Here is a 12,751-nt window from a genome sequence, read left to right as displayed (position 1 = left end):
CTAAGAGTCAACCCTGAGCTCAGCAATAGTCTCCACATGGTCTGTCTGTGGAAACATCTCGAAAGTTTGCATGCGCTCCAGGCGGAATTTTTTGCCGAGTTGTTGAGCGGATGCGAAGAACCATTTCAGATCCCTTGCCAGAGAAACCGGGTGACAGCTGATATAAATGATCTTTTGTGGCTCTGCCGCAGCCAAAGAACGCATAATGTACTCGCTGGCGCCCGCACGTGGAGGGTCCAGGACCACCAGGTCCTGTTTTTGGATAGTCGCTCTGCGCATGTAGCTTTCCACGTCAGACATGAAATAGCGCAGGCGTTTTTCTTTATTTTGGGCGCGACCGCGCTCCACCAGCTTTGGGTTTAGTTCGACAGCCGTGACGTTGGCGGATTTATACTTGTTCATCAGCGGGAAAGTAAAGTTACCCGCTCCAGCATAGAGGTCAAAAACCTGCCGATACTCGGTATCTCCAGCCCAGTTCAACGTGGTTTCTAACAAATGTGGATTCTGAAAGCGGTTGACCTGAGAAAAGCCGATGCCATCGTCCTCGTCAGTGATCAGCCCGTAGCGGATCTCCTCATTTTCAGAGATATACATTTCCAGGCGCAAAAGATCTTTCGACTTTTTGTCTGCGGCCCATTGGCGGACTTCCGGAAATTTCTTTGTCAGAACATCCTCTGTAATCAAGCAGTCGTCGATTTCGACAATCTCGTGGGAGTTTCTTGCAAAAAAACCGAAGCGGCCATTTTGAAATTTTGGCTGAATGCGATTGCGGTAGCGCAAAGAGCGCGGGCTTGGTTGCAAAGGAAGGTATTCGAAATTCAAATCAGGATTGAATTTGCGGATTGTCTCCAGCACCAATGCTTCTTTTTGTTTTTGTTGTTCTTGCTCAGTCAGGTGCTGCCAGTTGCAGCCGCCACAAACATTGGCGACAGGGCAGGGTGGTGTTCTGCGGGAAGGACCTGGCTTTAGAATTTCAACGATGCGGGCTTCTGCGAAGTTCTTTTTCGCCGTGGTGATTTCAACCAAAAGCTCATCATCGGGTGCTGCCAAGGGCACAAAAATAACAAGGCCATCGTGGCGGGCAATGCCCGCGCCTCCGATGGCCATCTTCTCGATCTTAACTTGGATGCGAGAATTTGCAGTCACAGACTACGCGTTGCAGATTTCGTGTTTTTCGAAGAACAATGCAAGTTCGCGAGCAGCAGATTCTACAGAGTCAGAACCGTGAACTGCGTTTTCACCTACGTTGTCGCCGAATTTAGAACGGATTGTGCCAGCGTTAGCTTTTTTTGGATCAGTTGCACCCATGATTTCGCGGTTTTTCAAAACTGCGCCTTCACCTTGCAAGCACATCAACATAACTGGACCAGAAGTCATGAAAGAAACCAGTTCGCCAAAGAATGGACGAGCTTTGTGTTCAGCGTAGAATTCGCCAGCTTTATCAGCAGACAAAACAACGATTTTTGCAGCAGCGATTTTCAAACCGTTTGCTTCAAACATGCTTACGATGTCACCGATAGCATTTTTTTTCATAGCGTTTGGTTTGATGATTGAGAATGTTTGTTCGATAGCCATTAGGTATCTCCTTGTTAATTACAAATGGTATATGTGATCTCAAAAAATTCTGGTGTCTTGTGGAACTGGGATACGCACGTCCATTCTCTGGTTTGCAGAGTGATCAGGTTGCGAACGTTTACGATAGTTTTAATCGCAGTTCCTGCGGAGTCGTCAGCCTGAGTGAAGCCTTGTCCTTTAATCGTGTAGCGATAGTCTGGATTCAATAAATCCAATGTCTGTTCGACATCCTCCGTTGCCATGATGACAACTTCTTTGATGCGACCGGCTTGAGCTGTTGCGGATGCAAAAAGCAAAGCAATGACTAAAAGCTTCTTCACGAGAGGTCTCCCTTTTTTAGGCCTCTTGTTAGCCTTTGGGGGACCTCGCTGTCAAGCTTTCCGTCCTAATTTCGCAAGTTTACGTACTCCTCTAAGGCATTGATAATATGGTATAAAGAGCTGGATTTAGAGAAATTTCCAGAAAAAGTATCCTGAGCTGAAAGCTGGTCGTACCACATACCCTTTTTCGGGGTCGCAAAGAATTTAAACAGGGTGTCCATGGCATCATCGGCGGCCTTATGATAGATGGCCTGTTCCGTGGCCGGAACTTCTTTGGCCAGGCGAACTGCTGCTTTTATACGCTCACATTGTGGCCAGAAGCGCGAAGACGTCAATTTAGGCGTGAAATCACTCCACATTTCGTCAAAAGCGATTTTTCTTACAGGATCAGTTCCGTGTTTATCAGCGGAAAGGAAAAGGTTGTGACGAACGGCTTTGCAGTCTTTGCCCGTCAGATCCTGATATAAGGAAAACAGCCATGACCATTCGAATTGGTGGCCAGGTTCATAAACGAACTTCCCGTTGTCCCGAAGATGGTTCCAATTTTCGTCGAAATATTCGCCCAGAATGCCGGTCTGTGGGTCGATGAATTTTGTCAGGGCCAGGTTGGCCAGTTCCTCACCCAGTTTCCACCATTCTTGATCCTTATCGATTTGCATCCAGGCGATGGCAGATTCAAACATGTGCATGTGCGGATTTGATTTGTAAGAAACAGTTCCTTTTTCATCCAGCTCAGTGAAGCCACCGGATTTTACGCTTCTTTCGCGATACAGATACTTAACCAGATCCTTCGCACGTGTTTTATATTCTGGTTTTGGATCCAGCTGGTAAGCTTGCGCCAAACCAAAAAGTGCAAAAGCCTGAGTGTAAAGATCAGGATTCATGCTCTTGGGAGTGCCATCAGCCAGCACAGAGTAGCTAAATTCGCCGGAAGGTTGTTGGTACTTATCAATCATGTAGCGCACGCCTTGATTGACAGCAAAAGTCCCAACATCCTTGGAAACCGTGTTCATACGCATTCCGGTCAGGAACGAATAGATCTGGCGGGATTGCACCATCGCTCTTCGAGGCATTTCCATCGGTTCGCCTTCGAAAGTCAGATTTTCCTCAAAGCCGCCATTTTTACGATCAATGCCTTTACCACTCCAAAGAGGGAAGACGTCGTTGGTAAGCCAGGTTTTTGAAAATTCAATTCGTTGCGAAGGATTCATAGCGCTCTCGGTTCTTCAGAAAAAGTTGATATCTGAAGCATAATTCCTAAGCGCCAAGGGTCAAGGCAAGTTTAGATTTTGTCGCTGATCAGTGCGGCCTTTAGGAATGTTTCGCCGGTGCAGGAGCCGTTTTCGCAGCTATTAAAGTTGATGCAGCCGCCGCGACTTTGAACTCTATAAATATCATCTTCCAGGATATCATCGGCGCCGCGACTTAGAACACCCACAACCTCACCCTTTTTGTTAAAGAGCGGAGAGCCGGAGCTACTGGCAAAAGTGTCGACGGAAACTTTGAAAAAGTTAGAGCCATTTTGCACGTCCCTGACCACGCCAACATCCTGCTTTAGTGGCAAACCCAAGGGGTATGACAAGCTCAGAACCTGGTCGCCGTTACGCAAATTAAATTCAGTGGAAATTTGTGCGGGTCTGACACCAGACACAGCCTGATCAAGCTCCACGATGGCAAAATCCATTTTGGTATCCAGCGAAAGCACACGATTGCAGGAATAAATATTCAAATTCGATGCTGTGTGATGAGCGCCGAATACAAATCGCGCATTGGGGCAGGAGTTGGAATTCTGCATACAGTGCGCAGCGGTTAGAACTTTGTTGGGAGCGATCAAAACACCGCTACAGTGGCCGACAAGTCGTTGTTCCTGAAATCTTTCATTTGCACACAGGGGATACATGTCTTTTAGGAATGGAAAATTCTTGCGGGTGCCATCGTAAATCATGGCTGTCGCCTGAGCCACGACCCACGTGCGATCTTGGACTGTGACCTCTTCGCGGGAATCACCATCATAATAAACGGCAGCACCATTCTTTACGGAGGCAGTTCCGGGTTCATTCGCAACACAGCCGGCAGTGAATATTAATAGAATAATTCCCAGTGATTTCATTGGTCTGCATCTTAGCAAATGAGGGGGCTATTTAGGTGAAGTCTTTGGGGAATTCGTAATTTCTACCGGGTCAATTGTCGACAGTTTTGACAGGGGCATTTTCAATGAGCTTTTAATTAGGGTTGAGGCTTGCCTCAGGGGAGCGGCGGGAGTAAACGGGGGGCACACTTTAAGGAGTTTTTATGAAAGCCTTGCTTGCATTGATTTTCGTGGCATATTTCCCGCTAGTTTCCATGGCTTCCTTCACACAGCTGCGCTGTACAACTATCGGTGAAGAAGCAATCGTGACTGTTCAATTGAGCCGCGCTGTTGATGCGCAAAATCCTTGGGTGGGCTTTAACACGATCGGTGCAAACCTGATTGTTAAAAGAATCGGCGCACACAACCAATACTCCACACCAATCACACTTTCTCCGTTGTCCCAATATGGCGACCTGAGCATGCGTGGTGATGCAACTCAAGGGGGAGTTTACTTGCAGCTTTATCCGGAAATTGCAGGCGGAACAGCTACTGGTAAATACACAGGACAACTGTTCGTAAATGATCTTGATAAGCGCGAATATTTCGATTTCCGCAGCGAAGGCAACGAGCCTGGTTTGGTTTGTCAGTAAAAACCTAGTGTGCACCTTTTTTTGATTCGGCTGTGGATGTTTTCACAGCCGTATTTTCTGGAACATCTGACAATTCAGCCTCGATAGCTTTGCAGGCGCTGTAGTCCTTCATCAAAGTTTGCAGCGAGCTGGGGGTGCTTTTCACTACGGGTGGAATTGCGCCATTCGCCATTGAAAGGGCTTTTGCTCCTTCGTCCAGAAGTTCATCCGCACCGGCGCGACTATAGTTAATTTTACTAGAAAGATCAGCGCACTCTTTCATCTTTTTGATATCGAAATCAAAACCACCAACTTCAACTTTTCTGATTAGCTCTTTACACATATGTGCAGTTTGACCATCACAAGAAGTAACCTTCGTGGATTTCAGAAATTTGCATTGTGCTTGTCCTAATACTTTTCCCTGGTCATCGAGTTTTGTGTATTGCATGTATAACTGAGTTCCCTCGCGATAAATTCGTGATACATACTCATTCCTTTTATAAACGATCTTATAGCTGCTAGATGCGTTTGTTTTATCATAGATTTGTGTGCCACCCGATTTAGAAGTGGAACGATACCCATCCAATGCAAGTTCTTGAGCGGGTTTGCCAAAGCCATACAGTGCCACGGGATCGGAGGCATACGCAGCAGAGACAAGAAGAAGACTGATAAAAAGAATTTTACTTAACATAACTAGCATTCCTTGTTGCTTCAATCATGCGGGACTTTGGCACCCACGCATAACCACCTTCAGAATCAAATTCATCAACGGCGGCCGGTTTCCAAGATTTTCCATAAGAGTTCTTTAGTAAATATTCACACTGACCTGTTTTTGCATTCATGCGTCTTCCGACCAGGATGCTAGAGTGATAAGCCAACCCTGATGGCGTGTGGGGATGTGTAAAGAAGTGACCATTGTAGCCAATCTCGACCGGTCGTCCTTCGGCTAAATGCTGCTCCAATTCTTTTCCAAATTTCTTAGCGTCAAGATTGTTGAAGAATGACATCTCCATATCTTTGGCACTTACACGATGCTCGCAGCTTTTTCTGACAAGCTTATTGAAGTAAGTCGATTTGCTGGCGCGACCCAAGACTTCGTTAATTTGCGCTGCCGTAAGATTCGGAAACGCTTTAGCCGCAACTTTGTTAAAGTCGTCTTTCGAGATTTTTCCATTGATGACTTCTTTGCCCATTCTATCTAGGACTGCAAGGGGAACATTTGTTTCAATACCGTTAAAGCCTTCGCTGGGAAGTTCACTTTCAAGACAGAAGCCCTTTGATTTTGAAGCGCGGAAGGCCGCCGTCGTGAAGCCTTGATTGGTGATGAAGTTTTGGTTGGCACCCAACATGCGATATAAGTCGTGATAGCCGTTATCCGAATAACCAAAGGCCACTGCTGCAGCGGAAATATCTTTGCCTGACTTCCATGAAACCAAATTTGCCACGGTGAATGCATAACACCAGCCGTCCATGCCTTGATTGCGCACAGGGCCGGTTTTGTCGCGTAAATCAATTGTACTGCAAGTTTTTGATTCTTCGGCAAAGGATTGCTCGGACAGCTTTTTTACGTCGTTTATGTATTGCTGTGTTTTCGCAGGATTTAGATCATTGCCTGAAGCCATATACTTTTTAAAGGTTTCAAGTTTTGAATCGATTTTTCCGGATGTGGCATACAACGATAGAATGAACTTCTGGCGCGAAATTTCGTCGCGTCGATTGTTCACCATGGCGTCTTTGTAAATGGAATCAGGAACTCCAATTTTTCTAAGATCAAATTTGCACTCATCAACAATCTTGATTGCTGCTTTCAATTTGGGTGTCATGTCCACAAACTCGGATTGTTCCCCAAAAATTTCAGTATTCAATGCACGCAGGGATTCATCTGCTTTTTCACAGTCGGTGGTGCCCGCTAAGACTACAGAATTAAAGAAGAAAGCTAAGATGATGATAAGTTTGTGCATGTATTATTAATCGGATTTTTTGTGAGCGAAATTGAAGGCTTGCGCGATGCTTTTGGGGTAAAAGTTGTTTACTTCAGGAAATCAGGACCATAATCTAGCCCCATGAAGCTAAATCTGATTCTTTCAATAGCATTGCATGCGTTGGTTGTGGTGGGACCGTTGTCTTTTTCGCGTCACCAGATTTGAAGAAATCAACCGAAGTGATTCAGTTTGAGATTTTGGATGCACCAAAATCAAAACTAGAATTTGCTGGCTCCGATAAAGGCGGACGGCATGGTAAGTCCGTCGCTACCAAAGCCAAAGGTTCAAATTTGAATCTTTTCGGTGCGGGATATGTCGCTGATTCCAAAGTTAAATTTCAGAATGAAATCACGGGGCCATCAACTGATTATCGTGATCATGCGACGTACATCGCCGATGCAGAATCATTTATTTCTGACGGCAATCAATGGTCTTACTTCGAGCAGGTTTTCAAGAAAGTCGATGAACAATTGATCTTCGATTCCTTGTTGGCTCAATATAATCACTTCGGAAATGTTTATGTGGAGTTCGAAGTGGATGCTCAAGGAAGGTTCATTGAGCGCGGTTTAAAAGTTACAGCTGACGATGCGATTTTGAAAGTGCATGCATTAAGAGCTTTGATTAAAGGTCTTAGTGAATCTTTTGATAAAACCAAATGGAATCCCACTGGAAAAAATCAGATTTTTCAGGCCAATTTCAGGTTTGTGCAGGATTCGTACTCTGCCAATCGCAGAAAACAATCGGCCTTTGCTAAACCTGTTTTGGCATTCAGCAGATCGACACCAGAAAAACCAATTCCGACGAATTTAACAGATCAACTGCTTACGGGTGGAGTTGACTACGATCTTTTTGCAGTGGCAGAGCGCTGGCAGAAATACAACAAACGCAAGAAGCTGCGCGAGCAGGAATTCGATCCGTTTGCGCCTTACAAAGCAGATCCTCTTTACAGACTTTAGACATAAAAAAACCCACGATTCATCACCGTGGGTTTTTTAGTTTCAAATATATGACTTAAAACTACTTTTTAAGCATAGATTGCATAGTAGTTCCCATATCCGCAGGGGAGCGGGAAATTTTGCAACCAGCAGCTTCAAGCGCTTTAAATTTCGCTTCAGCAGTACCTTTGCCACCACTGATGATCGCACCAGCGTGACCCATACGTTTACCAGCAGGAGCAGCAGCACCAGCGATGAACGCAGTAACAGGTTTTTTGAAGTGAGCTTTGATGTATTCAGCAGCTTCTTCTTCAGCTGTACCACCGATTTCACCGATCATGATAACACCGTCAGTGTCTGGATCTTCATTGAACAATTTTAGAACGTCGATGAAGTTTGTACCATTCACTGGGTCACCACCGATACCTACGCAAGTGGATTGACCGATACCAAGTGCAGTCAATTGACCAACAGCTTCGTAAGTCAATGTACCGGAACGTGAAAGAACGCCGATACGACCTGCTTTGTGGATGTGACCTGGCATAATACCGATTTTGCATTCGCCTGGAGTGATAACGCCTGGGCAGTTTGGACCAACCAAACGAGTGCGTTTACCCTTCATGTATTCTTTTACTTTAACCATATCAAGAACTGGGATGCCTTCAGTGATACAGATCACAAGATCCAAATCAGCATCAACAGCTTCCATGATAGAGTCAGCAGCGAATGGAGGAGGTACAAAGATCACAGAAGCGTTGCAACCCGTAGCCGCTTTAGCTTCTTTCACAGTGTTGAACACTGGAAGACCGATGTGAGTCGTGCCGCCTTTACCCGGAGTCACGCCACCAACCATTTTAGTTCCGTATGCCAATGCTTGCTCAGAGTGGAATGTACCTTGAGCACCAGTGAAACCTTGGCAGATTACTTTTGTGTTTTTGTTAATAAGAATTGCCATGTTCGCTTATCCTTTAATCGCAGCAACGATTTTCTTAGCTGCATCAGTCAAATTGTCCGCTGGAGTGATGTTCAAGCCAGACTCTTTCAACATTTTTTTACCAAGTTCTACGTTTGTACCTTCAAGACGTACAACCAATGGAACTTTAAGACCCAATTCTTTAGAAGCAGCGATTACGCCCTCTGCGATGATGTCACATTTCATGATACCACCGAAGATGTTAACCAGGATGCCCTTAACGTTTTTGTCTTTAAGGATGATTTTGAACGCTTCAGTTACTTTTTGTTTGTTAGCGCCGCCGCCAACGTCCAAGAAGTTTGCAGGTTCAGCGCCGTGCAATTTGATGATGTCCAAAGTTGCCATCGCAAGACCCGCACCGTTTACCAAGCAACCGATGTTACCATCAAGCTTGATGAACGCCAGATCGAACTTGGAAGCTTCAATTTCAGAAGGCTCTTCTTCGTTAAGATCGCGCATTTCAACGATGTCTGGATGTCTGAACAATGAGTTTGAATCGAAGTTCATTTTGGCGTCCAGGCAAAGAACGTCGCCCTCTTTAGTTACAACAAGCGGGTTGATCTCAGCGATAGAGCAATCTGTCGCGATGAATGCGTTGTAAAGACCTGCAAAGAATTTTACAGCTTTATTAACGATTTCAGGAGCCATTCCGATTTGGAATGCCAATTCGCGAGCTTGGAAAGGCATCAAACCAACAGTCGGGTCGATGTCCACTTTTTTGATTGCGTCTGGATTGTGCTCAGCCACTTCCTCGATATCCATACCGCCTTCAGAAGAAGCCATCATTGCAGCTCTTCCTGTCGCACGGTCGATCAAGCAGGCAACGTAGTATTCCTTAGCGATGTTGCAACCTTGTTCGATGAATACTTTTTGAACAACTTTACCTTCAGGACCTGTTTGGTGAGTCACCAAAGTCATGCCGATCATTTTTTCAGTGAAAGCAGCAACTTCGTCCAAAGACTTGGCAACTTTAACACCGCCGCCTTTACCGCGACCACCAGCGTGGATTTGAGCTTTTACAACCCAAACTGATCCACCGATTTCTTTTGCAGCAGCTACTGCTTCTTCTGGAGAGTGAGCTAGCTTACCTTTAAGCGTTGCTACTCCGAACTTTCTCAAGACTTCTTTCGCCTGATACTCATGAATATTCATTGTGATATCTCCGATTACACGAACTGATTTAAACACTTGCGTTTGATGCCCCATTCAATATCAAATCATACTCAGAGACAAGGATTACCGCTCGGCGCAGGACTGATGGAAGGTAGGGAAAATGGGGAGTGTATTGCGTTTGCAAAACGTATCTGTGACTTTTGACTCACAGGTTGTGTTGCGCTCCGTAAATTTGGATATCAAGTCCGGCGAAGCATTTGTCATAATTGGACCAAGTGGCCAGGGTAAAACAACTCTACTGAAGACTTTGTCGGGACTCGTAACCCCTCAGAATGGCGAAGTTTTCATTGAACAAAACCAATGGTCAACGCTAAGCAGCAAAGATAAACTTCCGCTTCTTAAAAAAATGGGAATCCTGTTTCAAAAGAACGCCCTGTTCGATTCTCTGACTTGCATTGAAAACATATGTTTTCCGTTAAGGGAGACGACTCGTCTTTCGGAGTGGGAAATAACAAAGAAAGCTGAGAGTTTTTTGGATGCTGTCGGCATCCCCCATGCACGTGATTTGTATCCTGATGAAATCAGTGGAGGCATGCAAAAGCGTCTGGGAATCGCTCGGGCATTGGCTTTGGACCCGCAGATAATTTTTTATGACGATCCAACAGCGGGACTTGATCCAATCACTTCAAAGAAAATCATCACGCTGATCAAAACTCTGCAACAACAAAACAATTCGACGATTGTAGCGGTGACGAATGATATGAATCGCGCCTATCAAATGGCGGACCGAATTGCGATGGTTGTAAATGAAGAAGTGATTATCACTGGATCTCCGAAAGAAACAGAAAATCATGCTGATCCAAGAGTGCGCCAGTTTGTACGCGGCCTTCTTGAGGGACCTCTGACGGCGCTTGACCCCGTATAGAATCCAACTCTAAAATTTCAGAGTGATAGAATTCAAAAACATCGTCAAAAGATTCGGAGATCGCACAGTCCTAAACGGACTCTCGGCGACTATTCGCGAAGGCGAAATCGTATTTATTCTGGGAACCTCCGGAACAGGCAAGTCAGTTTTATTGAAAAATCTTGTGGGGCTGTTAACACCGGATCAGGGTGAAATCTGGATCGACGGTCAGGAAGTGGCCAAGTTTACCGAGGAACAATACCTGCCGATTCGAAAAAAATGCGGCATGGTTTTTCAACATCCGGCTTTGTTCGATTCACTGACTGTTTTTGAAAACGTGGCTTTCGGACTGCGCCGGCATTATGATTTTTCCGAAGAAATAATCAGGGAAAAAGTCACGAAAGCCCTTCGCCTGGTGCATTTGAATGGAGTCGATGAAAAGCTTCCAGCTCAGATCTCCTACGGCATGCAAAAGCGAGTCAGTCTGGCGCGCACGGTGGCTTTGGATCCAAAAATCCTTCTTTTCGACGAACCCACCACAGGTCTGGATCCCGTTACGACGACAGCAGTGAACAAACTGATCCTGGATCTATCAAGAACTCTTAAAACAACATCCATAGTAGTCAGTCATGACATGAATTGCGCTCTTACAATTGCAGATCGAATCATCGTGCTTGATAAGGGGCAAATCGTTGAAATGGGCACACCGGACGAACTAAAAAAATCGGAAGTACCCCTGGTAAAGGACTTTCTGGCCGAGGTGCTGGCATGATGGCGTTTGCGGTGGGAATTCTGGATGAAATTGGCGGCACACTTATTTTTCTAAGGACGATAGTCAGTACAGTCTTTGTAAAAAAGCTGAAGGTGCATGAGATCTTTGTTCAGATTTGGAAAGTTTCGATCGAGTCCTTTCCGACGACTGCTATGGCAGGGTTCTTCGTGGGCGCTATTATGGCCGTGCAATTCGCAATGCCGATTCGCGAATTCGGTGCCTTGGGCTTTTTGGGTGGACTCGCGACCAGTGCGACTTTCCGTGAAGTAGGCCCGATGTTAATCGCGTTCATGTTAAGCGGAAAAGTCGGCGCATATACATCAGCTGAGCTTGGCACCATGAGAGTCACAGAGCAAATCGACGCCGTTCGCTGTTTAGGAGCAGATCCTATTCAGGAGATCATCGTTCCAAGATTTTTGGGAATCGTCATATCCAGCTTTTTTCTATTGGCTGCGGGATTAATGATGTCGGTATTCGGTGGCATGGCGCTGGCGCAGGCTTTTGCGGGAATTTCAGCAGAAGAATACATTCGCCACATCCCTACAATTGTTCATCCGATTTCAATTTTAAGCGGACTGATTAAAAGTCTGGTTTTTGCAGTCGTTCTGGCAACAATTTGCACTTACAAGGGATACACCACGACAGGTGGGGCAAAAGGTGTGGGGCGAGCGGTGGTTGCAACTGCGGTTACCACGATGATTTGCATTGTGGTGATGGATTGGTTTACCAGTTTCCTTGGCGAAGTGCTTATCCAAGCAATCAGAGGTTACAGATCATGATCGCTTTATATGGACCTTTCCGTTACAAAGAGTTTTTTCAGCAACTTCATTTCGTCGCAAATCGCAGCCTTTTTATTATCGTGTTTTGCGTTTGCTTTGCGGCAATTGTAACCATTCTTGAGTCATCATTTCACATGAAACTGGTCATTCAAAACGATGCGATGGTGCCGGGATTTGCTGCTGTATTGATTTTGCGCGAACTTGCAGCGATTGTGACCGCATTACTATTGTGTTCCCGTGTGGGGGCTGGTTATGCCTCTGAAGTCGGAACCATGCAGATCACCGAACAGGTCGATGCTTTGAAAATGCTGGGAATTGATCCGATTAATTACCTGGTTATTCCAAGATTCTTTGCCTGCGTAGTGGGTGGAATTATTCTTACTTTAATATCAAATATGACCTGTTTGTTCGCAGCTATGCTGATCAGTCAGACGTATTTGGGCTATACGCCCGGGATGTTTATCAGTTCGATGCACCGATTTGTGCAGTTTAAAGATGTGTATTTTGCGGTGATAAAAGGTGCCTGCTTCGGTGGAGTGATTCCTTTGGTGGCCTGCTATTTCGGTTTCCGTTGCCAACAGGGCGCGGAGGGTGTTGGCAAAGCGACCACAAATACTGTGGTCGTGGCTTCGATCGCAATTATTGTTATCGATTTTATTTTATCTTATACTTTTAGTTATCTTTATTGATCCTATTCG

At 45.5% G+C, this 12,751-nt stretch carries 15 protein-coding genes; 6 read left to right on the top strand and 9 right to left on the bottom strand.

All coding sequences use genetic code 11. The features are described from left to right. From AAAA73_RS09730 to AAAA73_RS09710, 5 genes are all read right to left on the bottom strand, one after another. Positions 1-1,146, bottom strand: a complete 1,146-nt coding sequence (locus tag AAAA73_RS09730; protein ID WP_340598111.1) for a class I SAM-dependent RNA methyltransferase — start codon at positions 1,144-1,146, stop codon at positions 1-3. 3 nt (positions 1,147-1,149) lie between these two features. Continuing rightward, entirely contained in the window at positions 1,150-1,575 is a 426-nt protein-coding gene (ndk, locus tag AAAA73_RS09725; RefSeq protein ID WP_340598110.1) for a nucleoside-diphosphate kinase, read from the bottom strand. A gap of 14 nt (positions 1,576-1,589) precedes the next feature. Next, a complete protein-coding gene (locus tag AAAA73_RS09720; RefSeq protein ID WP_340598109.1) occupies positions 1,590-1,895 on the bottom strand; it encodes a hypothetical protein in 306 nt (101 codons plus the stop codon). A 65-nt stretch (positions 1,896-1,960) separates the two neighbouring features. Continuing rightward, entirely contained in the window at positions 1,961-3,106 is a 1,146-nt protein-coding gene (locus AAAA73_RS09715) for an AGE family epimerase/isomerase (RefSeq protein WP_340598108.1), read from the bottom strand. 71 nt (positions 3,107-3,177) lie between these two features. Beyond that, positions 3,178-4,005 carry a trypsin-like serine peptidase gene (locus AAAA73_RS09710; protein WP_340598107.1) on the bottom strand — a complete coding sequence of 276 codons (828 nt, stop codon included), beginning with the start codon at positions 4,003-4,005 and terminating at the stop codon, positions 3,178-3,180. 182 nt (positions 4,006-4,187) lie between these two features. Here AAAA73_RS09710 and AAAA73_RS09705 point away from each other — a divergent pair, with 182 nt between their 5' ends. Continuing rightward, a complete protein-coding gene (locus tag AAAA73_RS09705) occupies positions 4,188-4,616 on the top strand; it encodes a hypothetical protein (RefSeq protein WP_340598106.1) in 429 nt (142 codons plus the stop codon). Between the two features lie 4 nt (positions 4,617-4,620). Here AAAA73_RS09705 and AAAA73_RS09700 read toward each other — a convergent pair whose 3' ends face one another. Both AAAA73_RS09700 and AAAA73_RS09695 read right to left on the bottom strand, forming a co-directional pair. Beyond that, positions 4,621-5,286 (bottom strand): hypothetical protein, encoded by a 666-nt coding sequence (locus AAAA73_RS09700; RefSeq protein WP_340598105.1) that lies wholly within the window; start codon positions 5,284-5,286, stop codon positions 4,621-4,623. Then, positions 5,276-6,556 (bottom strand): hypothetical protein, encoded by a 1,281-nt coding sequence (locus AAAA73_RS09695; RefSeq protein ID WP_340598104.1) that lies wholly within the window; start codon positions 6,554-6,556, stop codon positions 5,276-5,278. The genes AAAA73_RS09700 and AAAA73_RS09695 overlap by 11 nt, the downstream gene beginning before the upstream one ends. Before the next feature lie 182 nt (positions 6,557-6,738). On the opposite strand from AAAA73_RS09695, the gene AAAA73_RS09690 reads away from it, so the two are divergent. After that, positions 6,739-7,533, top strand: coding sequence for a hypothetical protein (locus AAAA73_RS09690; RefSeq protein WP_340598103.1), 795 nt, complete (start codon positions 6,739-6,741; stop codon positions 7,531-7,533). Between the two features lie 61 nt (positions 7,534-7,594). Here AAAA73_RS09690 and sucD read toward each other — a convergent pair whose 3' ends face one another. Together sucD and sucC are read right to left on the bottom strand one after the other, a co-directional pair. Next, a complete protein-coding gene (gene sucD / locus AAAA73_RS09685) occupies positions 7,595-8,467 on the bottom strand; it encodes a succinate--CoA ligase subunit alpha (RefSeq protein ID WP_015092761.1) in 873 nt (290 codons plus the stop codon). A 6-nt stretch (positions 8,468-8,473) separates the two neighbouring features. Then, complete coding sequence (gene sucC / locus AAAA73_RS09680) at positions 8,474-9,637, bottom strand: ADP-forming succinate--CoA ligase subunit beta (RefSeq protein ID WP_340599366.1); 1,164 nt, start codon at positions 9,635-9,637, stop codon at positions 8,474-8,476. 121 nt (positions 9,638-9,758) lie between these two features. Between sucC and AAAA73_RS09675 the strand changes: the two genes are divergently transcribed. From AAAA73_RS09675 to AAAA73_RS09660, 4 genes are read left to right on the top strand one after another with little or no spacing between them, the layout of a single operon-like run. After that, a complete protein-coding gene (locus tag AAAA73_RS09675) occupies positions 9,759-10,523 on the top strand; it encodes an ABC transporter ATP-binding protein (protein WP_340598102.1) in 765 nt (254 codons plus the stop codon). Between the two features lie 22 nt (positions 10,524-10,545). Beyond that, the gene (locus tag AAAA73_RS09670) at positions 10,546-11,274 is read left to right on the top strand and encodes an ABC transporter ATP-binding protein (RefSeq protein ID WP_340598101.1); all 729 of its coding nucleotides are present in this window, start codon (positions 10,546-10,548) and stop codon (positions 11,272-11,274) included. Further along, positions 11,271-12,053, top strand: coding sequence for an MlaE family ABC transporter permease (locus AAAA73_RS09665; protein ID WP_340598100.1), 783 nt, complete (start codon positions 11,271-11,273; stop codon positions 12,051-12,053). The genes AAAA73_RS09670 and AAAA73_RS09665 overlap by 4 nt, the downstream gene beginning before the upstream one ends. Continuing rightward, positions 12,050-12,742 (top strand): MlaE family ABC transporter permease, encoded by a 693-nt coding sequence (locus AAAA73_RS09660; protein WP_340598099.1) that lies wholly within the window; start codon positions 12,050-12,052, stop codon positions 12,740-12,742. Before AAAA73_RS09665 ends, AAAA73_RS09660 begins: the two co-directional genes overlap by 4 nt. The last annotated feature ends 9 nt before the right edge of the window (positions 12,743-12,751 follow it).

The organism is Bdellovibrio sp. GT3, assembly GCF_037996765.1.
Classification (GTDB): Bacteria; Bdellovibrionota; Bdellovibrionia; order Bdellovibrionales; family Bdellovibrionaceae; genus Bdellovibrio.
This window is presented reverse-complemented; position numbering and strand designations above follow the sequence as displayed.

What these genes read in the sequence shown, in the direction of transcription:
- ndk (WP_340598110.1), bottom strand. Translation starts at nt 1,575, where the DNA reads ATGGCTATCGAACAAACATTCTCAATCATCAAACCAAACGCTATGAAA.
- AAAA73_RS09715 (WP_340598108.1), bottom strand. Translation starts at nt 3,106, where the DNA reads ATGAATCCTTCGCAACGAATTGAATTTTCAAAAACCTGGCTTACCAAC.
- AAAA73_RS09710 (WP_340598107.1), bottom strand. Translation starts at nt 4,005, where the DNA reads ATGAAATCACTGGGAATTATTCTATTAATATTCACTGCCGGCTGTGTT.
- AAAA73_RS09705 (WP_340598106.1), top strand. Translation starts at nt 4,188, where the DNA reads ATGAAAGCCTTGCTTGCATTGATTTTCGTGGCATATTTCCCGCTAGTT.
- AAAA73_RS09700 (WP_340598105.1), bottom strand. Translation starts at nt 5,286, where the DNA reads ATGTTAAGTAAAATTCTTTTTATCAGTCTTCTTCTTGTCTCTGCTGCG.
- AAAA73_RS09695 (WP_340598104.1), bottom strand. Translation starts at nt 6,556, where the DNA reads ATGCACAAACTTATCATCATCTTAGCTTTCTTCTTTAATTCTGTAGTC.
- sucD (WP_015092761.1), bottom strand. Translation starts at nt 8,467, where the DNA reads ATGGCAATTCTTATTAACAAAAACACAAAAGTAATCTGCCAAGGTTTC.
- sucC (WP_340599366.1), bottom strand. Translation starts at nt 9,637, where the DNA reads ATGAATATTCATGAGTATCAGGCGAAAGAAGTCTTGAGAAAGTTCGGA.
- AAAA73_RS09675 (WP_340598102.1), top strand. Translation starts at nt 9,759, where the DNA reads ATGGGGAGTGTATTGCGTTTGCAAAACGTATCTGTGACTTTTGACTCA.
- AAAA73_RS09665 (WP_340598100.1), top strand. Translation starts at nt 11,271, where the DNA reads ATGATGGCGTTTGCGGTGGGAATTCTGGATGAAATTGGCGGCACACTT.
- AAAA73_RS09660 (WP_340598099.1), top strand. Translation starts at nt 12,050, where the DNA reads ATGATCGCTTTATATGGACCTTTCCGTTACAAAGAGTTTTTTCAGCAA.